This is a genomic window from Stenotrophomonas indicatrix (genome assembly GCF_050573115.1).
Classification (GTDB): Bacteria; Pseudomonadota; Gammaproteobacteria; order Xanthomonadales; family Xanthomonadaceae; genus Stenotrophomonas; species Stenotrophomonas lactitubi_A.
In genome coordinates, this window is record NZ_JBNYZT010000007.1 from 19,782 (window position 1) to 45,680 (window position 25,899).

Here is a 25,899-nt window from a genome sequence, read left to right on the forward strand (position 1 = left end):
CCATGGGCATCACCATCCTGTTCTCTGTTTTCGCCGCACTGCTGCTGTTGGGCGTGCCGGTGGCCTACGCGTTGGCCGCCGCTGCGCTGGCCACCCTGCTCTACCTGGACATCCCCAGCATCGTGCTGGTCCAGCAGATCTCCGCCGGTACCGGTTCGGCCTCGCTGATCGCCATTCCACTGTTCATCTTCGCCGGCGAGATCATGATGCGTGGTGGCATCTCCGAACGCCTCATCGCGCTGGCCTCATCGCTGGTGGGGCGCATGCGTGGCGGTCTGGGCCAGGTCTCGATCCTGTCCTCGCTGTTCTTCGGCGGGGTCTCCGGCTCGGCCATCGCCGATGTCTCGGCGGTGGGCGGCACGATGATCCCGCAGATGGTCAAGCGTGGCTATGACCGTGACTTCGCGGTCAACGTCAGCATCACTGCGGCCCTGGTGGCGCTGCTGGTACCGCCCTCGCACAACCTGATCCTGTTCTCGGCTGCTGCCGGCGGTGGCCTGTCGATCGCCGACCTGTTCGCCGCCGGCATCGTACCGGCGCTGCTGATGACGCTGGCGCTGATGATCACCGGCTACGTGGTGGCGCGTCGTCGCGGCTATGGCGTGGAAGTGTTCCCGGGTTGGCGCGCGGTGGCCCTGCGCATCGTCTCCGCCCTGCCCGGCCTGGGCCTGGTCGCGCTGATCTTTGTCGGCATCCGTGCCGGCATCTTCACCGCGGTGGAAAGCGCGGCCATCGCCGTGGTCTACGCCCTGCTGGTCACCACCGTGCTGTACCGGCAGCTGCGCTGGCGCGAGTTCTTCGACACCGTCATCCATGCCGCGCGCAGTACCGGCGTGATCCTGTTCGTGATCGCCACCGCGGCGGTGTTCGGCTGGCTGCTGGCCTACCTGCAGGTGCCTGCGGCGGCGGTGGACTTCCTGCAGTCGTTCGCGCACAGCCAGTTCATGGTGCTGCTGATGATAGTGGTGATGCTGTTGCTGCTGGGCACCTTCATGGACCTGGCACCGATGATCCTGATCTGCACGCCGATCTTCCTGCCGGTGGCCAAGGCCTATGGCATCGATCCGATCCACTTCGGCCTGGTGCTGGTGCTGACCGGTGGCCTCGGCCTGGTCACCCCGCCGGTGGGCTCGGTGCTGTTCATCGGTACCGCCATCGGCAAGATCAGCGTCGGCCAGAGCATGCGCACGATCTGGCCGTTCTGGTTTGCCGCGCTGGGCGTGCTGCTGATCGTCACCTTCTTCCCGTCGCTGTCGCTGTGGCTGCCCGCCGCGCTGCGCGCCTGATGAGCGGAGGCGATCCCATGACACCAACGCTGCACCGCGCGGCTGCAACTGCCCTGCTCAGCCTGTTGCTGGCGGCGCTGCCCGCAGTGGCTGCCGATCCCGCGCCCGCGCAGTGGAAGCGCGGCATCGAGCACCAACGCCAGGCTGACCTCGGCAATGGCACCTTCCTCAACCCGGTGCTGGCCGGCGACAGGCCAGATCCATCGGTGCTGAAGGACGGCGACGACTACTACCTCACCCTGTCCTCGTTCGATGCCTACCCCGGCCTGCCGATCTGGCACTCGCGCGACCTGGTGAACTGGCAGCCGCTCGGTCATGCGATCACGCAGAACGTGGGCGCGATCTGGGCGCCGGACATCGTCAAGCACCAGGGCCGCTACTTCATCTACTTCCCGGCGCGCAACGGCGAGCGCCGCAGCAACTTCGTGGTCTGGGCCGATGACATCACGGGCCCCTGGAGCGCGCCGATCGACGTCGGCCTGGGCGGCTACATCGACCCCGGCCATGCGGTGGGTGAAGACGGCAAGCGCTACCTGTTCCTCAGCGGTGGCGACTACGTGCAGCTGGCCGATGACGGCCTGAGCGTGGCGGGTACACCGAAGCATGTGTACGACGGCTGGCGCTACCCGGAAAGCTGGGACGTGGAGGCCTACGCCCAGGAAGGGCCGAAGATCCACTTCCGCGATGGCTGGTATTACATGACCACCGCGGTGGGCGGCACCGCCGGCCCGCCGACCGGGCACATGGTGATCACCGCGCGCTCGCGCTCGATCCACGGCCCGTGGGTGAATGCGCCGAACAACCCGATCATGCGCACGCAGTCGGCCGCCGAACCGTGGTGGTCGCGGGGTCACGCCACGGTGATCGAAGGTACCGACGGCCGCTGGTGGATGATGTACCACGGCTATGAGAACGGCTTCTGGACGCTGGGTCGGCAGGCGCTGCTGGAGCCGATCGAGTGGACCGCCGATGGCTGGTTCGTGGCCAAGGGCGGTGACCTCGGGCAGCCGCTGCGCAAGCCATCGGGCAGCGCGCTGACGCCGCATGGCATGGCCCTGTCCGATGATTTCAACGGCCGTACGCTCGGCCCGCAGTGGGCGTTCTTCAACCCGGCCGTGGATGAATACCGGCGCCTGCGCTTCAGTGGCGACGGGCTGGTGCTGCAGGGCAAGGGCAGCACGCCGCGCGATGCCTCGCCGCTGACCACCATCGCCGGCGACCCGGCCTATCAGTTCGAGGTGCAGATGGAGATCGCTCCCGGCGCGGTCGGTGGTGCCCTGCTGTTCTACAGCGACCGCCTGTACGTGGGCGTGGGCAGCAATGGCGAGCAGTTCGTCATGCACCGCTACGGCGAGGAGCGCCCCACCCGGCTGGCGGCCAGTGCCAAGGGCGGCCGGCTCTGGCTGCGGGTGACCAACAACCGCCACATCGTCACCATCCACTCCAGTGCCGATGGCCAGACCTGGCAGAAGTATCCGGTTCAGATGGAAGTGTCCGGTTACCATCACAATGTGGCCGGCAAGTTCCTGGCACTGAAACCGGCGCTGTATGCGGCCGGCAACGGTGCGGTAACCTTCCGCAGCTTCCGCTATCGCGCGCTGGACTGAGCGCGCGCTGGAATCCCCAGGCTTATCGGGTTCACTACATGTCAGTGCGCAACAAGAACGATGCCGCTACGCCGGCATTGGCAAAGGGCAAGGCAGCCACGATCAATGACATCGCGCGACTGTCGGGTGTATCCAAGAAAACGGTTTCAAGGATCATCAACAACTCGCCGCTGGTGCGCAAGGACACGCGCGACAAGGTGGAAGCGTTGATGCGCGAGGTCGGTTACACCCCCGACCCGCTGGCCCGTGGCCTGGCCTTCCGCCGCTCGTTCCTGATCGGCATGGTCTACGACAACCCCACCGCGCAGTACATCGTGGACATGCAGTACGGCGCGCTGGATGCGCTGCGTGGCTCCAGCTTCGAACTGGTGGTGCACCCCTGCGACAGCCGCAGCCCGGGTTACATCGACGGCGTGCGCCGCTTCGCCCAGCAGCAGAAGCTGCATGGGGTGATCCTGGTGCCGCGTGCGTCCGAAGATCAGGCGCTGGCGGACATGCTGGACGAAATCGGCTGCCGCTTCACCCGCGTGGCGGCCTTGCCGCTGGATGAAACCTCGCAGATGGTGGTCACCCACGACCGCGATGGTGCCGCTGAAGCGGCCGATTACCTGCTTTCGCTGGGCCACCGCGATATCGCCCTGGTGACCGGCCCGAGTGCCTACCGCTCGGCGCACGAACGCACCGCTGGCTTCATCGAGGCGCTTTCGCAGCGTGGCATCGAGCTGCCGAAGGACCGCATCATCGAGGCCGGCTACACCTTCGAATCCGGTGTGGCTGCCGCCGAGAAACTGCTGCTGGGCAAGCGCCGGCCGACCGCGATCTTCACCGGCAACGATGAAATGGCGGCCGGTGTCTACAAGGTCGCGCTGCGCGCCGGTATCAACATTCCACGCCAGCTGTCCATCGTCGGCTACGACGACAGCCCGCTGGCCTCGCGCCTGTGGCCGTCGCTGACCTCGGTACGCCGGCATACCCGCGACACCGGCCGCACCGCCGCGGCGATGCTGATCCAGCCCGATGGTCAGCCTGCGCTGCAGATCGCCAGCGTGCGTCCGCACCTGATCGTGCGCGATTCCTGCCAACCGCCAGAGGACTGATTCCGAAGGAATCAGTCCTGTAGGTCACGACCGTTGGTCGTGACACCTTCACGAATCAATCCGGTAGGTCACGACCGTTGGTCGTGACACTGCACCCACCCCACCCCACCCCGCCGATGCCGTCTGACCGGTATCGTGCGGCGCAAAATGACACCGGTTTCCTGTCTGGCTAGAATCGACCGTGAACCGTGCCGGGGCCGAACCATCGGCCCGCCCCCTGCTCTGGAGAAGCCATGTACTGCAAGACCCATTACGCCACCCATCCCGATGCCATCAAGGGCGCCAGCAACGACCAGCTGCGCGAGCTGTACCTGCTCGATGGCCTGTTCAACGCCGATGCGGTGACCCTGAAATACACCCACTACGAACGCTTCGTGCTGGGTGGTGCCGCGCCGGTCAGCGGCCCGCTGGCCCTGCCCGCGCAGACCGAACCGGCTTCGGCCGCTGGCCATCCGTTCCTGGAGCGCCGCGAGCTGGGCATCATCAACGTCGGCAGCGGCACCGGTACGGTCACCGTCGATGGCACCGTGTATACGCTGGGGCCGAAGGATGGCCTGTACGTGGCGATGGGCAGCAAGGACGTCGTCTTCGCTTCGCAGGATGCCGCCAACCCGGCGCAGTTCTATCTGGCCTCGACCCCGGCCCATGCGCGTTTTGAAACCAAGCAGCTGTCGATCAAGGACGCGGTGGCACTGGATCGTGGCGCGCTGGAAACCAGCAACGAGCGCACCATCTACCAGTACATCGTGCCGGCTACCTGCCAGTCCTCGCAGCTGCTGCTGGGCCTGACCGTGCTCAAGCCGGGCAGCGTGTGGAACACCATGCCGCCGCACCTGCACGACCGCCGCAGCGAGGTCTATTTCTACTTCGACCTGGGTGACAGCGACCGCGTCTACCACTTCATGGGCGAGCCGGACGCACAGCGCCACATCGTCATCCAGAACAACGAAGCGGTGGTGTCGCCGCCGTGGTCGATCCACATGGGTGCCGGCACCAGCAACTACGCCTTCATCTGGGCGATGGGTGGCGAGAACCTGGACTACACCGACATGCACGTGCTGGACATCTGCCAGCTCAAGTAAGCACTGACAGGCCACCGCGCACGCTGCTCGGTGGTCGCTTGCCTGCATCACGCACGCCTCTACCAAGGAACGCATACGCAATGACCAATCCCTTCAGCCTGGAAGGAAAAGTCGCTCTGGTAACCGGTGGTAATACCGGCCTGGGCCAGGGTATCGCGGTGGCATTGGCTGCCGCCGGCGCCGACGTCGCGGTGGCTGGCATCGCCCCGCCCACTGAAACCATCGAGAAGATCACCGCACTGGGCCGCCGCTGCCTGGCAGTGGAAGCCAACCTGATCAGCATCGAACCGGTCGAGCGCGTGGTGCGCGAAACCATCGAAGGCCTCGGCAGGCTGGACATCCTGGTCAACAACGCCGGCCTGATCCGCCGCGCCGATGCGGTGGACTTCAGCGAGCAGGACTGGGACGACGTGATGAACGTCAACATCAAGTCCGCCTTCTTCATCTCGCAGGCTGCCGGCCGCCACTTCATCGCCCAGGGCAGCGGCAAGATCATCAACATCGCCTCGATGCTGTCGTTCCAGGGCGGCGTCCGCGTGCCGTCGTACACCGCCAGCAAGAGTGGCATCGCCGGCATCACCCGCTTGCTGGCCAACGAGTGGGCCGGCAAGGGCGTGAACATCAACGCCATCGCGCCGGGCTACATGGCTACCGACAACACCGCCGCGCTGCGCGCCGATGCAGACCGCAACAAGGCGATCCTCGAGCGCATTCCGGCCGGCCGCTGGGGCAACCCGGAAGATCTGGCCGGTGCGGCGGTGTTCCTGGCTTCGTCAGCGTCGGATTACATCAACGGCGCGGTGCTGCCGGTCGATGGTGGTTGGTTGGCGCGGTAACGCGTGGTCCTGGGTAGTGCCGGCCGCTGGCCGGCATCCAGGCAATGCTTGCACCGTTCATGAGGTTGCCGGCCAGCGGCCGGCACTACCAGGGTCCGGCCATGTGGAAGCGGTTGTTGCTGCTGTTGCTGTCGAGCACTGCCGCGCATGCGGCACCGGTGCGGGTGTTCATCGCCGGTGATTCCACCGCTGCCAAATACGGCCCCGATCGCGCGCCGCAGGCCGGCTGGGGCCAGATGTTGCAGAGCTATCTGGACCCGGCACGGATCGAAGTGCGCAACCATGCAAAGGGCGGGCGCAGCACGCGCAGCTTCATCGACGAAGGGCGCCTGGATGCGATTGCCGCCGAACTACGTCGTGGCGATGTGTTGCTGATCCAGTTCGGCCACAACGACGCGAAGTTCGAAGATCCCACGCGCTACACCGATCCGGACAGCGACTATCCACAGCTGCTGATGCGTTACGTGCAGGTGGCGCGTGACAAGGGTGCCACACCGGTGCTGGTCACGCCGGTGGCGCGGCTGCTGTACGACTTCGGTTCGCTGCTGGATACGCACGCGCGTTACACGCTGGCCATGCAGCAGCTGGCCGCGCGCGAGCACGTTGCCCTGATCGACCTCAACGACCGCAGCACACGATGGATCCGCGCGCTGGGCGAGCAGGGCGCACGCCCGTACTTCCTGTTCGTGCCCGAGCAGAACAAGGCCGATGGCACGCACTTCAGCGCGGCCGGTGCCACTGCGGTGGCGTGCTTGGTGCTGCGCGAGGCGGTGCAGGTGTTACCGACGCTGCAACCGGCGCTGGTGCGTGATATCGATTGCGATGTGATGGGTGCAGGGCAGGGCGGCGATCCTGCGCGACGCTCGCAGGTGGTGCACGAAGGCACGCTGGCGCGCGCGCAAGCGGGCCCGCACGGCGGCGCCGGGCCGACCACGGCGTATTCGTTCTTCGCCGATGCGCAGGGCCTGCCGTTCGTGCTGCGCAAGCGCGTGCTGCACAAGGGCGCGGGCATCGGCCTGCACCCGCAGCACAAGGACGAGATCTATTACATCGTGAGCGGGCAGGGCAGCTATGTGCTGGATGGAAAGCAGCATGACGTGCGTGCGGGTCATGCGTTGCTGACGCGGGCAGGCAGTGCGCACGCGCTGCAGCAGGTGGGCGAGGAGGATCTGGTGGTGCTGCTGGTCTATCCACGTTGAATGCCGGGCACGCCAGCCTAGCGTGGCTCGGCTCTACAGGTCAGGACTGCAGCGGTTCCGCGCCGAAATGCAGCAGGCCCAGCCGCGCAAGATCTTCCGGGCGGCCGTAATAGTCGTCTTCAAACGCCTCCAGCGTTTGCTGTTCGTCCTCGCTCATCGCGCCGTACAGGTCGGTCAATTCCTTGATCGCCGGGTCGTCTTCCAGACGATCCAGCAGCCCGCGCATGCCCGCCAGGATCGTGTGCGTCTGTGTTGCGCCCATCGCCTGCAATGCGCGTAGCGCAAGCTGGCAGGTGGGGTCTCCCCAGTTGCACAGGAACTGCATGAAGCCGCCGTTGTTGATGTCTGCTTCCATGCGCCACAACGCGACCAGCTGCTGGTCTTCATCGGACAGCGCGTCCAGTTTCCAGGCATGCGATTGCAGGCGGGCGAGGGCGGCTTCATAGCGGTCATCCCACACCTGGTTCGGAACATCGACCACGCCGCGCTCCTGCGCCGGCAGCAGCGCCGGCCAGTTCACGCCCAGCCCGTCGGCGGTCGTGACCCACTGCGCACGTTGTTCGGCCGTGGCTTCGAACAGGGCTGGCGCCCAGCGCAACGGCTGCCGGGTGTGGCGGCCATCGGCCAGGGTCAGCAGGATGAAGTCGTCATCGAAGCCGACGTCGATGACACGCAGAGAAGCGAAAACGTTGGTCATGCAGGTCAGGATACCGGACCTGCATGTCGACTCAGACGTCGCCGCCGTCGGCCCAGCCTTCGCCCGTGCCGGTCTGGAACACGCGGTCTTCGCCCTGCACATCGCCTGCCGGCAGATGCGCCTGGTCGGCCAGCGCGGCATAGATCGGGGTGAAGTCCGGTGACGTCGCCTGCATCAGCTGTTCAAAGCTGTCGATGACGAAGTAGGTCCTCTGGAAGGTGTCGATGCGGTAGCGCGTGCGCATGATCCGCTGCAGGTCGAAACCGATGCGGTTCGGTGCGGCCGACTCCAGCGAGTACAGCGATTCGCCCTTCGACGAGACGATGCCGGCACCGTAGATGCGCATGCCTTCGGGCGTGTCGATCAGGCCGAACTCCACCGTGTACCAGTACAGGCGGGTCAGGTTCTGCAGCGCCTCCGGGCCAATCGCGTGCGCTTTGACGCCACCGCGGCCGTAGGCCTCCATGTAGTTGGCGAACACCGGGTTCATCAGCAGCGGCACGTGGCCGAACAGGTCGTGGAACAGATCCGGTTCGGCGATGTAGTCGATCTGGTCGGGACGGCGGATCCACCACGTCACCGGGAAACGGCGGTTGGCCAGGTGATCGAAGAAATCCAGTTCCGGCAGCAGCCCTTCCACGCCCACCAGGGTCCAACCGGTGGCCGCACCGAGCACTTCGTTGAGCTGGTCGAAGCGCGGGATCATGTGCGCGTTCATGCCCATCTCGTCCTGTGCATCCAGGAATTCCTGGCAGGCGCGGCCGACCAGCAGTTCGCGCTGGCGCTGGTACAGCGTGCTCCAGGTGGCGTGGTCGTCGGCGGTATAGGTGTCCCACGGCTGCTCGACGAGCGCGGTGGTGTACACCGGCACGTAGCCCTTGTCGGTCTGCTGGTGTTCGACGCGGCGGGGCTGGGCGAGGTCCATGGAAGACTCCTTGACGGGATACCCACGATGCTAAGGCAGGGGGCGCGCAACAGGGTTGCAAAAGTTGCGCGGATCGGGGTCGTTGGCGCAATATCATTGCGCATTCACCATGTTGCGGGGCAGCAATGGCTGGAGAAGTCCATTTCGATCGCACGGATATACGGCTGCTGGCGGAAATCCAGCGTGATGGCCGTGCCACCAATGCCGAGCTGGCCACACGGGTGAACCTGTCGCCCTCGGCCTGCCTGCGGCGCCTGCAACGGCTCGAAAGCGAAGGGGTGATCGTCGGCTATGGCGCGCGCCTGGAGCCGCGCCGGCTCGGGCTGGGGTTGCAGGCCTTCGTGCGCGTGCAGCTGGAAAAGCATGACCAGGCCGCGATCGGGCACTTCGTCGACAGCGTGCAGGCCTGGGATGAAGTGGTGGCCTGCCACGCCCTGACCGGTGACATGGACTACCTGCTGCATGTCTATGTGCGCGATCTGGAGCACTTCTCGCGATTTCTGCTGGACAAGCTGCTAAACGCTGGCGGTGTGGCCGACGCCAATTCCAGCTTCGTGCTGCGTACGGTGAAGGGGTTCCAGGCATTGCCGTTGTCGCAGCTTGAATGAGCGGGGCGTCGTGATGTTTGACGGCGCGGGCGCGCTGGCCGAGCATCGTGCCCCGCGGCGGCCGTCAACATGCAGGCAGCGCAGTGATTCCTTCTGGCTCCGGCATGTCTGATACCCCATCCTCGACGTCTTCCCTGCTGTTCCTTCCGCTGCGCGAGCAGAGCCTGCTGCGGCACCTGACCGACGGCACGCTGCCAGACACGCCGCTGGAGCAGGCTGGCCTGCTGGTGGCCATGCTGTGCCGCCGGCAGGGGCAACCGGCAGCGCAGCTGCAGCGTTTGCTGCACGACGCCTGTGCGCTGTTCGCCGCGGATGATGGCCACGCTGCGCAGGCGCAGCTGGCGGCCGCCGCAGGACAGGACGCGCGGGCGCTGGAGGCCTGGCTGGGCGTGCTGGCCGCGCAGGACGTGCTGCTGGCACCGGATGAGGTGATGGAGACGGTGCTGGCCGTGTCACCGGACGCGTATCCCGGTGCAGATTTCCAGGCGGCCTGCAGGATCACCCTGGAAGGGCACACGATCCATTTCCCGGCGACATCGCTGGCCGAAGGCGATGACGAAGACGCCGGCGATGACCAACAGACAACGCACGCGACCCAGCACAACGGCCTGTTCACATCTGAACAAGCGCGCGTGCTGCGCGCGATTGCAGCCAATCCCGATGAACTGATCGATCTGCAGGCCTACGCCGGCACCGGCAAGGGCCATCTGGTGCTGGCGCTGCTGCAGGCGCGCCCGGGCCGTTACACCTACGTGGCGCCTACGCGTGGCCAGGTCGAGGCATTCCGCGCGCGGCTGCCGGTCGACGCCAGCACGCGGCTGCTGACCCAGATCGAGTTCGCCAACACGATCGCCCGTCATGCCGCCGCCAACGGCCTGACCGGCGGCTTCGTACCGACCTACCGGCAGAGCACGCTGACCTTGCGCGAGGCGGCCGCACGCCTCGGCCTGCCGGCCATCGGCGCGCGCCGGCCGGACCAGGTGCTGATGATCGCCCTGGACGCCATCAACCGCTGGTGCGCGTCGTCAGCGCCGAACCTGCAGGCCTGGCATTTCCAGCGCTCGCTGGGCGCAGCGCAGCTGGAAGCCACGCCGTTCATCGCGGCGGCGGAGTTCGTCTGGCGCTGCATGTTCGATGCAGTGGTTCAGAAGGGCGGCTGCCTGCGGTTGGATGCGGGCCATATCGGCAAATGGCTGGCGCTGCGTGGCGTGCCGCTGCCGGTGTCGCTGGGCATGGTGCTGGTCGATGAGGCGCACGATCTCAGCCCGGCGTGGAAACAGCTGCTGGCCACCCACGCGCCCGGCGTGGTCAGCCTTGGCGATCCGCATCAGCGGTTGAGCGGACGCGTACAGCGCTGGTCATCGGCGAAAACACTGGAGATGCACCAGTCGGTGCGCCAGGGGCGCCAGGTCGATGCGCTGGTCAACCAGTCGCTGGCACTGGACGATCTCGGCGAGCCGGCACCGTTCATGGGGGCCAGCGACCGCGCCACCGGCCTGCGCCGCTATGACGACTGGTCGGTGGTGCCCAGCACCGGCGCCCGCCTGTACGGCAGCCTGTGGCGGATGCTGCTGGAAGCCAATGAGCTGGTTGCGCGCGGCGCGCGCGTACATCTGCACCCAGCGTCGCGGCAGGCGCTGTTGAAAGAGGTGGACGGTCCGATCGACGCATGGCGCAGCGCAGCCGGTGGCGGCCCCGGACAACGTTGGGAAAGCTTCGTGCAGGTCTGCGCCAAGCGTGGACAGGCGGACATTCCCGCGCTGTTTGCCGGTGGCTTCGATGCTGCGGCGTTGCAGCGCCTGCTTGGGCAGCTGGTCGATGCGGACGAGGCCAGCATCGTGCTGTGCCTGGCCCAGCATGCCAAGAACCTGCAGTTCGCCACCGTGTCCATGGCGCCGTGCTGCTTCGACAGCGGCCACGACGCGCGCGCGCAGCACAGCCCGGTGCGCGCCGCCTACGTGGCGATCACCCGTGCCCAGCAGCAGCTGTGGTTGCCGGGGGACGCGATGGAGCAGTTGCAGCTGAGCGCGCAGCGGCATGACCGGGCGGTGGATGAGCGGCGCCGGCAGCGACGCCTGGCCAGCGGCTACCCACCGCCGCGGCGCTGACCGCGACGGTCGATCAGGCAACGCGCTTCAGCACTTTTCCTTGCGGCCCATCAGCTTGCCCAGGCGCGAAGGTTCGTCGCACTTCGGCGCAGCCACCGGTGCCGGTGCCAAGGCGGCGGCGCGGGCCTTCTGCAGCTGCTGGATCTTGGCGCGGATCTGCGGCATCGCCGCCATCGCGGCCTTCTCGCCTTCCAGGATGGCAGTGCCACGCTGGCTGAAGTCGGCAGCGCCGATGTCCAGCACCTTCGGCCGGATCACGATGTCCGCGCGTGCCAGTTCCTGCTCGCCCAGGCGCTGGCCCATGATCGAGATCGACTGGTTGACGATGCCCAGCATGCCGGCCGGTGCCTTGCCGCTGGCCTTGCTGGAGATGTCCACGGCGATCACGAACTCGGCGCCGAGCTGGCGCGCGGCGTCCACCGGCACCGGGCTGACCACGCCGCCATCGATGTAGTTGCGGCCACCGATCTTCACCGGCTCGAACACCCCGGGGATGCTGCTGGACGCGCGCACCGCCTGACCGACGTTGCCGCGCACGAAGATCGAACGCTCGCCGGTTTCCAGCTGGGTGGCGACGGCAGCGAATGGCTTCTTCAGGCGCTCGGCCGGGCGGTTGGCCACCTGTTCGTTGACGTAGTCCTGCAGCTTCTGGCCCTGCACCAGGCCACCGGAGAACAGGCGTACGTCGCGGATGCTGGCTTCATCCAGCGCCACGGCCTTGCTCTGCATCTGGAAGGCGTCCATGCCGCTGGCATACAGGGCGCCGACCACGCTGCCGGCACTGGTGCCGGACACCACCACCGGTTCGAAGCCGTTGGCCTCGAGCATCTTGATCACGCCGATATGCGCAAAGCCCTTGGCCGCGCCGCCGCCGAGCGCGATGCCGATCTTCACCGGCTTGGCCTGCGGCACCAGGATGGGCTGCGCGGGCGGGGTGGGGCGGACCTCTTCACCACCGCAGCCGGCCAGCAGGCCGAGCAGGGCGACGGACAGCAGCACACGGGGGCGGAACAGGCTCATCGGCAGTGCGCTCGCGGCGCCGGATTCAGGAAAGGGCGCCAGCATACCGAAGGCGTGGCAGGGCGGGCAGGGTGGGGGGATTCCCCATTCATGAAATCATCTGCCGCCTGGTAGTGCCGGCCGCTGGGATGCGTGGGTTGCCATGGTTGCCGGCCAGCGGCCGGCACTACCCGCCGTCCTGCCTCCGGACCGCTCAGCCCAGCAGTGAACTCTCGCCACGGCTCTTGCCGCCGCCCTTTGGCGCGGCCATCCACATGCGGCCGGCCAGACGCGAGAACGGCAGCGACTGCAGCCAGACCTTGCCCGGTCCGGTCAGGGTGGCCAGGAACACGCCCTCGCCACCGAACAGCACGCTTCGGATGCCTTTGACCCGGCGCACGTCCATGTCCACGGTCGGGTGGTAGGCGACGATGCAGCCGGTATCGACATCCAGGCGTTCGCCTGCGGCCAGCTCTCGCTCGACCACGCAGCCGCCGGCATGGATGAACACCCAACCGTCGCCCTCCAGCTTCTGCATGATGAAGCCCTCGCCGCCGAACAGGCCGGTCATGATCTTGCGCTGGAACTGCACACCGATCTGCACGCCGCGCGCGCCGGCCAGGAAGCTGTCCTTCTGGCAGATCAGGCGCCCGCCGTGCTGGTCCAGCTTCATCGCCAGCACGGTGCCGGGATAGGGCGCGGCGAAGGCGACCTTGCCGCGGCCCGGGCCGGTCTGCGTGTAGACGGTGGCAAACAGGCTCTCACCGGTCAGCACGCGCTTGCCTGCGGCCATCACCTTGTCCATGAAACCGCTGCCCTGGCCACCGCGTGCGCCGCCGCCGAAGACGGTATCCATCTGCACCGAAGCGTCCTTGAACATCAACGCGCCGGCCTCCGCCACCGCACCTTCGCCAGGGTCCAGTTCGATTTCCACGAACTGCATTTCATGGCCGACGATGCGGAAGTCGATGCGGTCGGCACGGCTGCCGGTTGACGCAGTTGTCACTGCGGGCGTGACTGCAGGCATCGGCGGCGGCGCTGTTGTGGCGGTGCTGGCCTGCTGCAGGGCAACGATTTCGGACACCGGTGTCCACCCTGTCATGCCCTGGCACCAGGCCAGCGCGCGCGGATTGGCCTGGGCAAAGCGGCGCGCGGCCTCCTCGTCGAACGGACCGACACGGTCGGCCTGGCCGGGAGCATGGAAGTACCACTGGGTCATCGCAGCAGGTCCGTTGCGGGGGAAAACCCCGAGTCTAGCGGCAGCTTCCGGCGGCGCGCGAGGCGGCCATGAACGATCGGCATTTGCGAGGCAGGTGCTGTATTGCAACAATTATCTGGTAGCGCCGTTTTACCACCCCTCCAAACACAGCCTACCGCCATGTCCCCGACCCGTACTTCCCGTGGCCGCTCTCCGGTCGCGCGCCCGCTCGTTGTCGCTCTTTCCGCCCTGCTGCCGCTGGTAGCAGCCGCCCAGGAAACCCCCGCCGCCAAGGATCCGGTCGCTCTCGATGCGCTGCAAGTGACTGCACAGCGTCGCGTCGAGAACGCCAAGGACGTGCCGGTTGCGATCAGCGCGATCCAGGGCGAAAAGCTCGACGTGCTCGGTTCGGCGGGCGATGACATCCGCTTCCTTGCTGCGCGCGTGCCGAGCCTCAACATCGAGTCTTCCTACGGCCGTGCCTTCCCGCGCTTCTACATCCGCGGCCTGGGCAACACCGATTTCGACCTCAACGCTTCGCAGCCGGTCTCGCTGGTGTACGACGATGTGGTGCAGGAAAGCCCGCTGCTGAAGGGCTTCCCGCTGTTCGACCTGGCCGGCGTGGAAGTGCTGCGCGGTCCGCAGGGCACCCTGTTCGGGCGCAACACCCCGGCCGGCGTGGTCAAGTTCGATTCGGCGCGTCCGTCGCAGGATGCCGATGGCTACGTGCGCGTGGGCTATGGCACCTACAACAGCTGGAACGTGCAGGGCGCCTACGGCGGCCCGCTGACCGACCGCTGGTCCGCACGCGTGTCGGCCATCTACCAGCGTCGCGACGACTGGGTCGACAACACCCGCGCCGGTGCACCCAACAGTGGTTTCGAGGGCTATGACGAAGCCGCTGGCCGCGTGCAGTTCCTGTACGAAGGCGATGATTTCGAAGCGCTGTTCAACCTGCACAAGCGCAAGCTCAACGGCACCGCCCGCCTGTTCCGCGCCAACATCATCGAGAAGGGCGGCAATTCGCTGGTCGAGAACTTCGACCGCGACAAGGTCGCCAACGATGGCGTCAATTTCTCCGACCTGGAAACCTGGGGCGGCAGCGCGCGCCTGCAGTGGAACCTCGGTTCGGTGACCCTGCATTCGATCACCGGCTATGAGACCGCCGAATCGCTCAACCGCGGCGACATCGACGGTGGCTACGGCGCCGCGTTCCTCGGTGCCGGCAACTCCGGCCCGGGCCTGATTCCGTTCTCGTCCGAGTCGGCCGACGGCCTGCCGCACCACCGCCAGTGGACCCAGGAATTCCGCGTGGAATCCAACGAATGGGGCCGCTTCGACTGGCAGGCCGGCGTCTTCTACTTCGATGAAGACGTCACCATCAACAACTTCAACTACGACTCGCTGACGCCGGGCAATCCGCAGACCGGCCATGTCGTGCAGCAGCAGCGCAACAAGGCGTGGGCGGTATTCGCCTCGGGCGACTTCGATGTCACCGACCGCTTCAAGCTGCGTGCCGGCGTGCGCTATACGCAGGACAAGAAGGACTTCAGCGCCAGCGTGCTGCAGGCCGTGCCGTTCGGTACCCCGGTCAGTGGCCCGTACCTGGCCAACACCGACGTCAATGACGTCAGCTGGGATGTCAGCGGCGTGTACAAGCTGACCGACAACGTCAATGCCTATGCACGCGTGGCCAAGGGCTTCCGTGCACCGTCGATCCAGGGCCGTCTGGCGTTCGCGCCCGGTCTGTCGCAGGCCGATTCGGAGAAGGTGATTTCGTACGAAGCCGGCATCAAGGCCGATCTGTTCGAGCGTCGCGCGCGCCTGGGCTTCAGCGTGTTCCGCTACGACGTGGACGGCCAGCAGCTGATCGCCGTGGGTGGCACCAACAATACCGCCACCCTGCTCAACGCCGACAAGACCATCGGCCAGGGCGTGGAGCTGGACCTGGAGGCCTACTTGGCCGACAACGTCCTGCTGACCTTCGGCAGCAGCTACAACGACACCGAGATCAAGGACAAGAACCTGGCGGTGGCGGTCTGTGGCGGCGGCTGCACCATCACCGACCCGACCACCATCATCAATGGTGGCACCTACGCCCTGGTCAACGGCAATCCGCTGCCGCAGGCGCCGAAGTGGATCCACAACGCGACCCTGCGCGTGGGCTTCCCGCTCAGCGATGGCAGCGAGCTGTATGCCTACACCGACTGGGCCTACCGCAGCGCGGTCAACTTCTTCATCTACGAGTCGCCGGAATTCCGCGGCCGTAGTTCGCTGGAAGGTGGCCTGCGCCTGGGTTACAACTGGGACTACGGCCAGTACGACGTGGCCGTGTTCGGCCGCAACCTGACCAACCAGACCCGCGTGGTCGGCGCGATCGACTTCAACAACCTGACCGGCTTCCTCAACGAGCCGCGTACCTGGGGCGTGGAGTTCACCGCGAAGTTCTGATGCGGTTGCTGCAGTGATGCAATGAAGAAGGGCCGGCGCAATGCCGGCCCTTCTGTTTTCACCGCAACCGGTAGCGCCGGCCGCTGGCCGGCAACGATTAATCCGGCGCGCGCTTACAGCGCGCTCTGCGGGCGCACCTTCAGCACCGCGTTTTCGGTGGTGCAATCACGGCTGGAATGCAGGCCGGCCTTGCGCGCGGCAGCGATTTCCTTGCGTGCGGCCAGCAGATCCTTGTTGAACGCGGCGTTGTCATGCAGGCGGGCAACGGCGGTTGCGCCCATGAAGCGGCCTTCGAGGATGTCGCTCTGCCAGTGCACGTTGCACACCAGGCGGCTCTCGCCGTAGTTGCGGCCACGGGCCTGGATGGCATCGGCGCGGTCCGGTGCGATCTCCGACAGGATCAATGCCCATGCCCAGCCGATCGAGGTGTGGCCGGACGGGTAGGAGCCGTTGCTGCGCAGGCCCTCCTCATCCTTCGGCGAGCAGGTCGGCTCGCCGTTGACCATGAAAGGACGCGGGCGCTGGTACTTATTCTTGGCGGCCTTGGTGGCAGCACTGGCGTCGATGCGGCTGCGCTCCAGCAGGCGGTACAGGGCCGGGGTCTTCACTGCATCGACGTCGATGTCGGCGGCGCAGGAAAAGTGGTTGGCGCCTTCCGGGAAGCCGAGTTCGGCATCGACACTTGCCTGGGCGAAGCGCGGGCTGCCGCGCAGCGCACGTGCCTCGCGGCTGACCTGCTCATCCAGTGCGAAGGCAGCCGAGCCGGCCGCCGGTGGTGCCGGCACGAGATCGATGCTGGCCGGCACTGCGGTCTTGTCCAGGTAGCCCACGGCCTTGGTGGTGATGTTGGCTTCGACGGCGGTCGGCTTGCTGGTGGTGGCGGCACAGCCGGCCAACGACAGCGCGATGGCCAAGCCGAGCAGCGGACGGGCAGGGGAAAGGATCGACGACATGGGCAGACTCGGGAAGGGAACTCGCCGGCCATGATCGCAGCCTCGATTGCCGGCCGCAGCGTCCATCGGTCATACGGCCAGACCCGGCATGGTCCGCCGCTGGGCGGTGAAAACCGTCATCAAGTGTCGGCAATCTCCTGAATCCGGGCGCAGCGCACGGACTTTCACACGCTGCCGCCATGAGCATCAGCTCACAGCCGGGCCGGGGGGATCCGCTGAAAGGGAGAGAAGCGATGCGCAGCACCGCAACAGGAAGTACCGTTCTGGCCGTCGTTCTCGCGTTGGCGACCGCCCCGGCGCAGGCCGCCGAGGTCTACGGCGTCGCCTTCGTGCACGGCACCGGCGCGCAGACCAATGCCACACAGGATTACTGGCAGCCGGCGATCATCGACACCGTCCGCCAGGGCCTGCCGAACAGCAGCAACTATGTGGTCATCAACTGCGACTTCACCCAGTACATGTGGAAGCCGGAAGCGGCCGGTTGCCTGGCCAACCAGCTCACCGGCTTCATCGACAGCCGTGGCATCACCCAGCTGGTAGTCATCACCCATTCCAACGGCGGCAACGTGATGCGCTGGATCCTGTCCAACCCCACCTACGACAGTCGCTACCCGAAGATCATCAACCGGGTGCGCAAGGTCACTGCGCTGGCGCCCTCGTCGGCAGGTACGCCGCTGGCCGACGCCGTGCTCAACGGCAACACGTTCGAAACCTCGCTGGGCTGGCTGCTGGGCTACAAGAGCGACGCGGTGCGCATGCAGCAGGTGGGACACATGGCCACCTACAACGCGCAGAACCTGTACGGCACCGCCGGCCGCCCGGCCCTGCCCAAGCCGTTCCGCGCAGTGGTTGGCAGCGATGTCGAATCGGCGGTGTGGGACAGCAACAGCTACTGCGGTGGCTACGCCGCCAATGTCGGCCTGGAGTTCACCCAGAACTGGCTGTCGTCGTGCTCGGACGGTTTCCTTGAATGCAGCAGCCAGAAGGCGGCCGGCACCCTGTGGTTCACCGACAAGGCGCGCACCCAGGGCGCCGAGCCGCTCAGCCACAACCAGAGCCGCCGCGAGTGCTTCGGCCTCGGCAGCATCCTGCGCAACGACCTGACCCAGTGAGGGAGATGACCATGACGATCCATTCCACCTTGCTGGCTGCCGCCGTGCTGGCAGTCCTTTCCAGCGCATCGGCGCAGGCCGCGCAGCCGCTGCGCGTCGCCGCTGGCGACCAGATTCCCGCCGGTCTGGTTGCCGCGCCGCTGCCGGCCGACGAAAGCGAGCACGCGCCGCTGGCCTTCGCCTGGGCGCTGGACCCGGCGCAGCCACTGCAGGCCCCGGGCCCCCAGGCCGCCATCAGCCGCAGCTACTGGCAGCAGGTCGACGGTGCCGAGCTGCAGCGCGGCCTGGAACTGCCGCTGAGCGCAGCGGATGCGGTGATCCAGCTCAGCCCGGCACCGGGCGCCCGCGCGCTGCCGGCCAGCGCGCTGCAGGTACGTGATCCGGCGGGGCGCAGCAGCGTCGCGCGCAGTGTCGATGCACGCCAGCTGCAGGATGCGGGCATGCCGGTCAACGATGGCAGCAGCATGCTGCGTACCGGTACCGCCAGCGCAGCTGGCGCTTACCGCCTGCAGAGCGCGCAGGCACAGGGCCGCTACGTGGTGCAGGTACTGGAGCCCAACAGCCCGCTGCGGTTGGAAGTGCAGGCCAGCCAGGCGCAGGTGCTGGCCGGTGGCAACGTGCAGCTGCAGGCGCGTCTGCTGGAAGACGGTGCCAGCGCAGCGACGTTGCGTGCACGGCGCGGCAGCCTCGGCGGTGAAGCGCTGCTGGTTGCACCCGATGGCCGCAGCTGGCCGCAGCGGCTGCTGCGTACCACCGATGGCAGCCTGCGTGCACAGGTGAGGATTCCGGCCGAGGCCAGCAACGCACAGGGCCTGTGGGAGCTGCAGGTGTTCGCCCAGGCCGACGGCGTACTGCGCGACGGCAAGGTCGCCTTCGCGGTGGCCAGACCGACCGCCCGCTTCGTCGGCCAGGCCACGCCCGATCCGGCCAGCCGCCAGGTCAGCCTGCCGCTGCAGGTGGCCGCCGCCGGCCGCTACGAGGCGCGCGGCACCCTGTATGCCACCGCAGCCAACGGCCAGTTGCAGCCGGTGGCGCAGGCCCATGCCGCAGCGTGGTTCGATGGCCCGGGTCGCGGCGCGCTGGTGCTGCCTTTCGACCAGGCTGCGCTGCCTGCCGGCTTCGGTGCGCCCTATGAACTGCGCGACCTGCAGCTGCAGGACCAGAGCCGGATGGCACCGATCGAGTCACGCGCGCTGGCATTGCGGTTCTGAAGCAGCGTGTGGCGGGCCGGACATCCGGCCCGCCACCGATGCGCTGTCACTCCGCGTACGCGGTCAGCCGCCCTTCCTGTTCCAGCACCGTGATTGAGCCGCCGAACACGGCTGACAACGGTTCGTCGCGCAGCAGCTCGGCGCGCGCCCCATCGGCCAGCACGCGACCGTCGCGCAGCAGCACCACGCGCTCGATCTCGGGAATCACTTCCTCGATGTGGTGGGTGACCAGCACCAGGGTGATGCCCTGCTGCGCAAGCACGCGCATGGTGGCGATCAACTGCTGGCGGGCCACCAGGTCCAGCCCGGTGGAGGGTTCATCCAGCAGCAGCGCCTGTGGTCGATTGACCAGTGCGCGGGCGATCAGCACGCGGCGGGTCTCGCCGGCCGACAACTCGGCATAGGCACGTTCACGTAGGCCCGATGCGCCGGTCATCGCCAGGGTCTCGCCGACCCGGATGCGCATATCGGCGGTGACCTCGCGGAAGGCCGGCACCACGTAACTGGCGAAGAACCCCGACAGCACCGCCTGCTCCACCGTCAGCCCAGGCATGTCGGCCAGGTTGCTGCTGAGGTCGCCGGTGACGATGCCCAGCTGCGAACGCAGCCTGTCGACCTGCCAGCGGCTCTGCCCCAGCACTTTCACCGCCACCGTGCCGTCGGCCTGTGCCAGCGGGTACAGCTCGCGGGTGATCAGCTTGATGAAGGTGGACTTGCCACAGCCATTGGGACCGAGCAGCGCGGTGTGCTGGCCCTGTGCGATGCGCAGGCTCAGCGCGTGCAGGACCTTCACCTGGCCGCGCATCACGCTGGCGCGGTCCAGTTCGATCAAGGGCGGCAGGTCCCCGGCGGGCGGGGCAGGGGGTGTGGCGCGGGTGCGCGGATCAAGGCTCGACAACACGGGTCCCCAACTGTGAACGAAGCCACGGAATGGCGCTGCCAATCCAGCGGTGCAAGGTGCAGTTTGCAACGCAAGCGCCCATGATGTCTTCCATACCTGTGTCGCTCTGGAGAGCCGCCATGCCTGATGCCCTGATGTCCCTGCTGACCGGTGGCGTGCTGGGCCTGGGCTGGTGGCAGCTGGCCCTGGTGCTGCTGGTCTTCACCCAGCTCACGATCTTCTCGGTCACCCTCTACCTGCACCGCAGCCAGGCGCATCGGGGCGTGGACTTCCACCCGGTGGTCGCGCACTTCTTCCGCTTCTGGACCTGGCTGACCACCTCGATGATCACCAAGGAGTGGGTGGCGATCCATCGCAAGCACCACGCCAAGGTGGAAACTGAGGACGACCCGCACAGCCCGGTCACCCGTGGCATCGGCCAGGTGTTCTGGCGCGGCGTGGAACTCTACCGCGAAGCGCGCGGCATGCGCGCGGACATCGAACAGTACGGTCGCGGCACGCCGGACGACGCGATCGAGCGCCGCCTGTACACCCCCTATGCCACGTTCGGCCCGGTGCTGCTGTTTGCGATCAACACGGTGCTGTTCGGCCTGCCGGGCATCGCCCTGTGGGCGATCCAGATGGCCTGGATCCCGTTCTGGGCCGCTGGCGTGGTCAATGGCCTGGGCCACTGGTGGGGCTACCGCAACTACGAATCGGCCGACACCTCCACCAACCTGACGCCGTGGGCATTCTGGATTGGCGGCGAGGAACTGCACAACAACCACCATGCGTTCCCCAGCTCGGCGCGCTTTGCGATGCGGCGCTGGGAGTTCGACATTGGCTGGAGCGCGATCCGCCTGCTGCAGGCAGTGCGCCTGGCCAAGGTCCTGCGGGTGGCGCCGGCCATGGACGTGCGCCCGAACATCGCCGTGCCCGACGCCGACACCCTGAAAGCACTGTTGTCGCATCGCTTCCAGGCGATGACCGACTACCAGCGCAACGTGTTCATGCCGGCATTGCGCGAGGAAGCACGGCACGCCGGTGCCAAGCTGCGTCGGTTGCTGCCGCGCAGGCTGCGCCGTGGGCTGGTCAACGACGGCCGCTGGCTGAAGCCGGACAGCCGCGCGCAGCTCAGCGAATGGGTCGCCCAGCGCCCGCGCATCCGCACCCTGGTGGAATACCGCGCGCGCCTGGCAACGCTGCTGGAAGCGCGTGGTCACGATGCCGCCGAGCGCCTGCGTCAACTGCAGGCCTGGTGCCGCGAGGCCGAGGAAAGCGGCATTGCCGCGCTGCAGGCCTATGCCGCGCGACTGAAGGGTTACACCCTGGTGGGCGGATGAAGGCTGCGCTGACGGTGTTGTTGCTGGTCGCAGTGTGGGCGCCTGCCGTGCAGGCCCAGGTCAGCGATACCGCCAGCTACCTGCAGCGCATGGACAGCGACGGCGACGGCAAGGTCAGTGAAGCCGAGTACCTGCAGTGGATGCTGTACGCCTTCGATCGCATGGACCGCAAGGGCGATGGCGTGCTGACCGCCGATGAGCTGCCCGGTGGCAAGGGCATGGCCATCACCCGCGAACAGCAGCGGCAGACGATCGTGCAGCGTTTCCACAAGCAGGACGCCAACGGCGATGGGTTCCTGGATGCGCGCGAACTGGCTGCACCACCACGCTGAGCGGGCATAGAATCGTCCCATGCCCGAACTGCCCGAAGTAGAAACCACCCGCCGCGGCCTGGCCCCGCACCTGCAGGGCCGCCGCGTGCATGGGGTGATCCTGCGCCGTGCCGACCTGCGTTGGCCGATCCCGCCGGAAGTGGCCGAGCTGCTGCCCGGCCAGCGCATCGAAGACGTGCGTCGCCGCGCCAAGTACCTGCTGCTGGACACCGCCATCGGCAGCGCCGTGCTGCACCTGGGCATGTCTGGCAGTCTGCGCGTGCTGCCCGGCGACACCCCGCTGCGCGCCCACGACCATGTGGACATCAGTCTGGACAACGGCCGCCTGCTGCGCTTCAACGACCCGCGCCGCTTCGGCAGCCTGCTCTGGCAGCCTGCCGGCGAGATCCACCCTTTGCTGCAGGGGCTGGGCCCGGAACCACTGGATGAAGCTTTCGACGGCGACTACCTGTTCGCCCGCAGCCGGGGCCGCAGCGCGCCGGTGAAGACCTTCCTGATGGACCAGGCGGTGGTGGTCGGCGTGGGCAACATCTACGCGGCCGAAAGCCTGTTCAAGGCCGGCATCAGCCCGCTGCGTGAAGCTGGCAAGGTCACCCGCGAGCGCTACCGGCGGCTTGCCACGGCAGTGAAGGAAACGCTGGACTACGCGATCACCCGTGGTGGCACCACCCTGCGTGATTTCATCAGCCCCGACGGCGCGCCGGGCTACTTCGAGCAGGAGCTGCTGGTGTACGGCCGCGATGGCCTGCCGTGCCCCAGCTGCGGCCGCCCGCTCAAGCACGCGATGATCGGCCAGCGGGCCAGCGTGTGGTGCAGCCGCTGCCAGCGCTGAACGTCTTCATGCGCTGCACACGCGCAGCGCTATAGTCCAGCCAACATCCGCTGCGGGGGCGTTGGCGATGGATGAAGGACCGGATATCACCGTCTGGCTGGATGCTGCGCGCGGCGGCGATCGCGCCGCGCTCGACCGCGTGCTGACCACCCTGTACCAGGAACTGCACAGCATGGCCCGGCGGCAGCTGGCCGGGCAGCAGGGGCGCACTCTGGACGCGACCTCGCTGGTCCACGAGTCCTATCTGAAGCTGCTGGGCAGCCGCGGTGCGGCACGCTTCGAGGACCGTGCGCACTTCTTCGCCTATGCAGCCTCGGCGATGCGCAGTGTGGTCGTCGACTACGCGCGCAACCGCTTGGCGCGCAAGCGCGGTGGCGACCTCAAGCGGGTGGCCGAGATTCCCGAGAACAGCAGCAGCGGTGTGCGCCTGGACGAGGACCTGCTGGCCCTCGATGTTGCGTTGGAACGCCTGCAGGCCGTCGATGCGCACCTGGCCAAGGTCGTGGAGCTGCGCTACTTCGCGGGCCTGTCCGAGCTGGAGATCGCCGAGCTGAGCCAGCGCTCGGAGCGCAGCATCCGCCGTGACTGGCAGAAGGCGCGGCTGTTCCTGCTGGCGGCGATGCGCAGCGACTGAGTCGCCGCGACCCACATATGGATACCGCCCGCTGGCAGCAACTGTCGTCCTGGCTGGACCAGCTGCTGGAGCTGGCACCCGCCGCCCGCCAGCTGCGCCTGCAGCGCTTGAGCGCGCAGGACCCGACGCTGGGACGCGAGCTGGAACACCTGTTGCAGCAGGAAGCCGACAGCCACGAGTTCATGGCCCAGCCGCTGTGGACTGCCACACCGCCGGGCCGCGCCGGAAGCGAGGTCGGCCCCTATCGGCTGCTGCACCCGCTCGGCGAAGGTGGCATGGGCGAAGTCTGGCTGGCCGAGCGCTGCGATGGCCTGTACCAGCGCCAGGTTGCACTGAAGCTGCTGCGCAGCGGCGTCGCCGATCCCGGCCTGCGCCAGCGCTTCGGCCGCGAGCGGCAGATCCTGGCCCGCCTGCAGCACCCGCATCTGGCACAACTGCTGGACGCCGGGGTGGACCAGCACGGGCAGCCTTACCTGGCGCTGGATTACGTGGAAGGCGAGCCGATCAGCGACTACTGCCGGCGCCTGCAACCGCCGCTGGAAACGCGTCTGCAGCTGATGCTGCAGGTCTGCGCGGTGGTCAGCCATGCGCATGCCAACCTGGTGGTGCACCGCGACCTGAAGCCCTCCAACATCCTGGTACGCGCCGATGGCACGGTGAAACTGCTCGACTTCGGCATCGCCAAGCTGCTCGACCACGACGATCCCAACGCAGCCCATCCGGCCACCGAAATCCGCGCGTTCACCCTGCACTACGCCGCGCCGGAGCAGGTGCGTGGCGAGGCGGTGACGACCTTGACCGACGTCTATTCGCTGGGCGTGGTGCTGTTCGAGGTGGTCACCGGGCACAAGCCCTATCGCCTGCGCCGGCACAGCGACGCGGAATGGGAGCGCTCGATCCTGGATGTGCAGGCACCGCGCGCGTCGGCGCTGCTGCAACGGCTGGCCGCCGAGCCGGGAGCGCCGAAACGGGCCCTGCAGCGGCAGGCGAGGCGATTGCGCGGCGATCTGGACGTGCTGTTGGAAAAAGCCCTGCAGAAGGACCCGCAGCAGCGCTACAGCTCGGCCGAAGCGCTGGCCGGCGACCTGCGCCGCTACCTGCAGGGGCAGCCGATCCAGGCGCGACCACCGGGCGTGGGTTACCGGGTGCGCAAGTACATTGGCCGCCATCGCTGGGGCGTGGCCTTGGCGACGCTGTCGGTGTTGGCGCTGCTGCTGACCACGTCCATCGCCCTGTGGCAGGCGCGCCAGGCGCGGGTGGAAATGGCGCGTGCGCAGGCCATGCAGGATTTCACCGTGGGCCTGTTCGACAAGGCGGCCAGCCAGCGTCACGGCCATTTCGACGTGCCGCAGCTGCTGGCCACCGGCCAGCAACGGGGCGAAGCCGAACTGGCTGACCAGCCGCTGGCGCTGGCCGAACTGGAAGGGGTGATCGGCCGCCTGCGCATCGGCCTGGGCGATTACCAGCTGGCGCTGCAGACCCTGGACCAGCAGCGAAGGCTGCTGCAGGAGGTGGGCGAGGTGCCGCCGGCGCTGCAGATCGAGGCGGTGACCCAGCGTGGGCGCGCCTTGCGCATGCTCGGCCGCGGTCGCGAGTGCCTGGCGCACCTGCAGCCGCTGCAACCGCTGGCGGCCAGCGAGGCGGCGGCCTTGCCGGCGGCCGTGGCTGAATTCCACAGCCAGCTTGGGCGGTGCCAGGCCCAGCTGGGTGACGCCGATGCGGCGCGCCGGTCGTTCCAGCAGGCACTGGCGCTGCGCCATCAAGGGATTGTCGAGCGCTTCGGACGTGCTGAATCACTGGCCGATCTGGCCGCCCTGGACGCCACCGCCGGGCGCCTGCCGGCCGCGCTGGCCGGGTACCGGCAGGCGCTGGCGCTGCTCGGCCAGCGCGCCGACGCCAGCAGCCCGCAGGTGATCAGCCTGCACCGCCAACTGGGCGATGTGCTGGCCCGCCAGGGCGATACGAAGGCGGCAGCGGCCGAGCTGGAGCTGGCCTGGCAGGCAGCACAGGATGCATGGGGGCCGCGCCATCCGGAGGCGCTGGTGGTACGCCGCGCACGCGCGCTGCTGGCCCTGCAGCGCGGACAGCACGCGCTGGCCGGCCAGGAATTGCGGCAGGTGCAGGCACAGCTGCTCGGCGCCTTGGGCGCGGAGCATCGTGAGATCGGCTACGGCGAGTTCGCCCTGGGGAAATGGGCCAGCGCCAGCGACGACCCTTCGGCCGCGGCGGCGCACTATGCCCGTGCAGTGGCGATCTGGCGCCAGCCCGACCACGTTGCCTTGCTGCCGCAGGCACTGATGGCACAGGGGCAGGCCCTGCAGGAGGCCGGCCAGATCGCACAGGCCCGCAGCGTGCTGGCCGAGGCACGGCAGCTGCTGCTGGCCCAGCGCGGGCCACAGGCGCCGGCCCTGCAGGAGCTCGACGCGCGCATCGCGGCATTGGCACAGGCTGAACAGCGCATCGATTCCACCGCTGCCCGTTAACGTTTGTCTGCCTATGATGGCCGACC

22 protein-coding genes are annotated in these 25,899 nt (G+C 67.6%); 16 read left to right on the forward strand and 6 right to left on the reverse strand.

Annotated features, from left to right (window positions below):
- Nucleotides 1-2 precede the first annotated feature (2 nt).
- From ACQ5SA_RS16035 to ACQ5SA_RS16060, 6 genes are all read left to right on the forward strand, one after another.
- Nucleotides 3-1,286 (forward strand): TRAP transporter large permease, encoded by a 1,284-nt coding sequence (locus tag ACQ5SA_RS16035; RefSeq protein ID WP_499314949.1) that lies wholly within the window; start codon nt 3-5, stop codon nt 1,284-1,286.
- A gap of 17 nt (nt 1,287-1,303) precedes the next feature.
- A complete protein-coding gene (locus tag ACQ5SA_RS16040; RefSeq protein ID WP_499314950.1) occupies nt 1,304-2,893 on the forward strand; it encodes a family 43 glycosylhydrolase in 1,590 nt (529 codons plus the stop codon).
- A gap of 38 nt (nt 2,894-2,931) precedes the next feature.
- On the forward strand, nt 2,932-3,990 hold the full coding sequence (locus tag ACQ5SA_RS16045) for a LacI family DNA-binding transcriptional regulator (protein ID WP_089241853.1): 1,059 nt from the start codon (nt 2,932-2,934) through the stop codon (nt 3,988-3,990).
- 233 nt (nt 3,991-4,223) lie between these two features.
- Nucleotides 4,224-5,072 (forward strand): 5-dehydro-4-deoxy-D-glucuronate isomerase, encoded by an 849-nt coding sequence (gene kduI / locus ACQ5SA_RS16050; protein ID WP_165375869.1) that lies wholly within the window; start codon nt 4,224-4,226, stop codon nt 5,070-5,072.
- 80 nt (nt 5,073-5,152) lie between these two features.
- Nucleotides 5,153-5,908 (forward strand): 2-dehydro-3-deoxy-D-gluconate 5-dehydrogenase KduD, encoded by a 756-nt coding sequence (kduD, locus tag ACQ5SA_RS16055; protein WP_100461731.1) that lies wholly within the window; start codon nt 5,153-5,155, stop codon nt 5,906-5,908.
- A 101-nt stretch (nt 5,909-6,009) separates the two neighbouring features.
- Entirely contained in the window at nt 6,010-7,107 is a 1,098-nt protein-coding gene (locus ACQ5SA_RS16060; RefSeq protein WP_499315200.1) for a GDSL-type esterase/lipase family protein, read from the forward strand.
- Between the two features lie 40 nt (nt 7,108-7,147).
- On the opposite strand, the gene ACQ5SA_RS16065 is transcribed toward ACQ5SA_RS16060, so the two are convergent.
- Together ACQ5SA_RS16065 and phhA are read right to left on the reverse strand one after the other, a co-directional pair.
- A complete protein-coding gene (locus ACQ5SA_RS16065) occupies nt 7,148-7,804 on the reverse strand; it encodes a DMP19 family protein (RefSeq protein WP_499314953.1) in 657 nt (218 codons plus the stop codon).
- Nucleotides 7,805-7,835: 31 nt separating this feature from the next.
- The gene (gene phhA, locus ACQ5SA_RS16070; protein ID WP_499314954.1) at nt 7,836-8,729 is read right to left on the reverse strand and encodes a phenylalanine 4-monooxygenase; all 894 of its coding nucleotides are present in this window, start codon (nt 8,727-8,729) and stop codon (nt 7,836-7,838) included.
- Nucleotides 8,730-8,854: 125 nt separating this feature from the next.
- On the opposite strand from phhA, the gene ACQ5SA_RS16075 reads away from it, so the two are divergent.
- Both ACQ5SA_RS16075 and ACQ5SA_RS16080 read left to right on the forward strand, forming a co-directional pair.
- The gene (locus tag ACQ5SA_RS16075; protein WP_230112849.1) at nt 8,855-9,337 is read left to right on the forward strand and encodes an Lrp/AsnC family transcriptional regulator; all 483 of its coding nucleotides are present in this window, start codon (nt 8,855-8,857) and stop codon (nt 9,335-9,337) included.
- Nucleotides 9,338-9,441: 104 nt separating this feature from the next.
- The gene (locus ACQ5SA_RS16080) at nt 9,442-11,445 is read left to right on the forward strand and encodes a hypothetical protein (RefSeq protein ID WP_499314956.1); all 2,004 of its coding nucleotides are present in this window, start codon (nt 9,442-9,444) and stop codon (nt 11,443-11,445) included.
- 27 nt (nt 11,446-11,472) lie between these two features.
- On the opposite strand, the gene ACQ5SA_RS16085 is transcribed toward ACQ5SA_RS16080, so the two are convergent.
- Together ACQ5SA_RS16085 and ACQ5SA_RS16090 are read right to left on the reverse strand one after the other, a co-directional pair.
- Nucleotides 11,473-12,465: a patatin-like phospholipase family protein gene (locus ACQ5SA_RS16085; protein WP_499314958.1), complete on the reverse strand. Its 993-nt coding sequence runs from the start codon at nt 12,463-12,465 to the stop codon at nt 11,473-11,475.
- Nucleotides 12,466-12,658: 193 nt separating this feature from the next.
- Nucleotides 12,659-13,663, reverse strand: coding sequence for a TIGR00266 family protein (locus ACQ5SA_RS16090; RefSeq protein ID WP_499314960.1), 1,005 nt, complete (start codon nt 13,661-13,663; stop codon nt 12,659-12,661).
- A gap of 159 nt (nt 13,664-13,822) precedes the next feature.
- Between ACQ5SA_RS16090 and ACQ5SA_RS16095 the strand changes: the two genes are divergently transcribed.
- Entirely contained in the window at nt 13,823-16,093 is a 2,271-nt protein-coding gene (locus ACQ5SA_RS16095; protein WP_499314961.1) for a TonB-dependent receptor, read from the forward strand.
- Nucleotides 16,094-16,206: 113 nt separating this feature from the next.
- On the opposite strand, the gene ACQ5SA_RS16100 is transcribed toward ACQ5SA_RS16095, so the two are convergent.
- Complete coding sequence (locus ACQ5SA_RS16100; RefSeq protein ID WP_478031927.1) at nt 16,207-17,046, reverse strand: acid phosphatase; 840 nt, start codon at nt 17,044-17,046, stop codon at nt 16,207-16,209.
- A gap of 233 nt (nt 17,047-17,279) precedes the next feature.
- Between ACQ5SA_RS16100 and ACQ5SA_RS16105 the strand changes: the two genes are divergently transcribed.
- Together ACQ5SA_RS16105 and ACQ5SA_RS16110 are read left to right on the forward strand one after the other, a co-directional pair.
- Nucleotides 17,280-18,158, forward strand: a complete 879-nt coding sequence (locus tag ACQ5SA_RS16105; protein WP_230111435.1) for a hypothetical protein — start codon at nt 17,280-17,282, stop codon at nt 18,156-18,158.
- A gap of 11 nt (nt 18,159-18,169) precedes the next feature.
- A complete protein-coding gene (locus ACQ5SA_RS16110) occupies nt 18,170-19,369 on the forward strand; it encodes a DUF4785 domain-containing protein (RefSeq protein WP_499314963.1) in 1,200 nt (399 codons plus the stop codon).
- Nucleotides 19,370-19,415: 46 nt separating this feature from the next.
- Here ACQ5SA_RS16110 and ACQ5SA_RS16115 read toward each other — a convergent pair whose 3' ends face one another.
- Nucleotides 19,416-20,210 (reverse strand): ABC transporter ATP-binding protein, encoded by a 795-nt coding sequence (locus ACQ5SA_RS16115; protein WP_499315202.1) that lies wholly within the window; start codon nt 20,208-20,210, stop codon nt 19,416-19,418.
- A gap of 179 nt (nt 20,211-20,389) precedes the next feature.
- Between ACQ5SA_RS16115 and ACQ5SA_RS16120 the strand changes: the two genes are divergently transcribed.
- From ACQ5SA_RS16120 to ACQ5SA_RS16140, 5 genes are all read left to right on the forward strand, one after another.
- Nucleotides 20,390-21,592 carry a DesA family fatty acid desaturase gene (locus ACQ5SA_RS16120; protein ID WP_353101591.1) on the forward strand — a complete coding sequence of 401 codons (1,203 nt, stop codon included), beginning with the start codon at nt 20,390-20,392 and terminating at the stop codon, nt 21,590-21,592.
- A complete protein-coding gene (locus ACQ5SA_RS16125; RefSeq protein WP_499314966.1) occupies nt 21,589-21,924 on the forward strand; it encodes an EF-hand domain-containing protein in 336 nt (111 codons plus the stop codon). Before ACQ5SA_RS16120 ends, ACQ5SA_RS16125 begins: the two co-directional genes overlap by 4 nt.
- A gap of 19 nt (nt 21,925-21,943) precedes the next feature.
- The gene (gene mutM / locus ACQ5SA_RS16130) at nt 21,944-22,756 is read left to right on the forward strand and encodes a bifunctional DNA-formamidopyrimidine glycosylase/DNA-(apurinic or apyrimidinic site) lyase (protein WP_100554311.1); all 813 of its coding nucleotides are present in this window, start codon (nt 21,944-21,946) and stop codon (nt 22,754-22,756) included.
- A 67-nt stretch (nt 22,757-22,823) separates the two neighbouring features.
- A complete protein-coding gene (locus ACQ5SA_RS16135; RefSeq protein WP_025875449.1) occupies nt 22,824-23,390 on the forward strand; it encodes an ECF-type sigma factor in 567 nt (188 codons plus the stop codon).
- Nucleotides 23,391-23,407: 17 nt separating this feature from the next.
- The gene (locus ACQ5SA_RS16140) at nt 23,408-25,873 is read left to right on the forward strand and encodes a serine/threonine-protein kinase (protein ID WP_499314967.1); all 2,466 of its coding nucleotides are present in this window, start codon (nt 23,408-23,410) and stop codon (nt 25,871-25,873) included.
- The last annotated feature ends 26 nt before the right edge of the window (nt 25,874-25,899 follow it).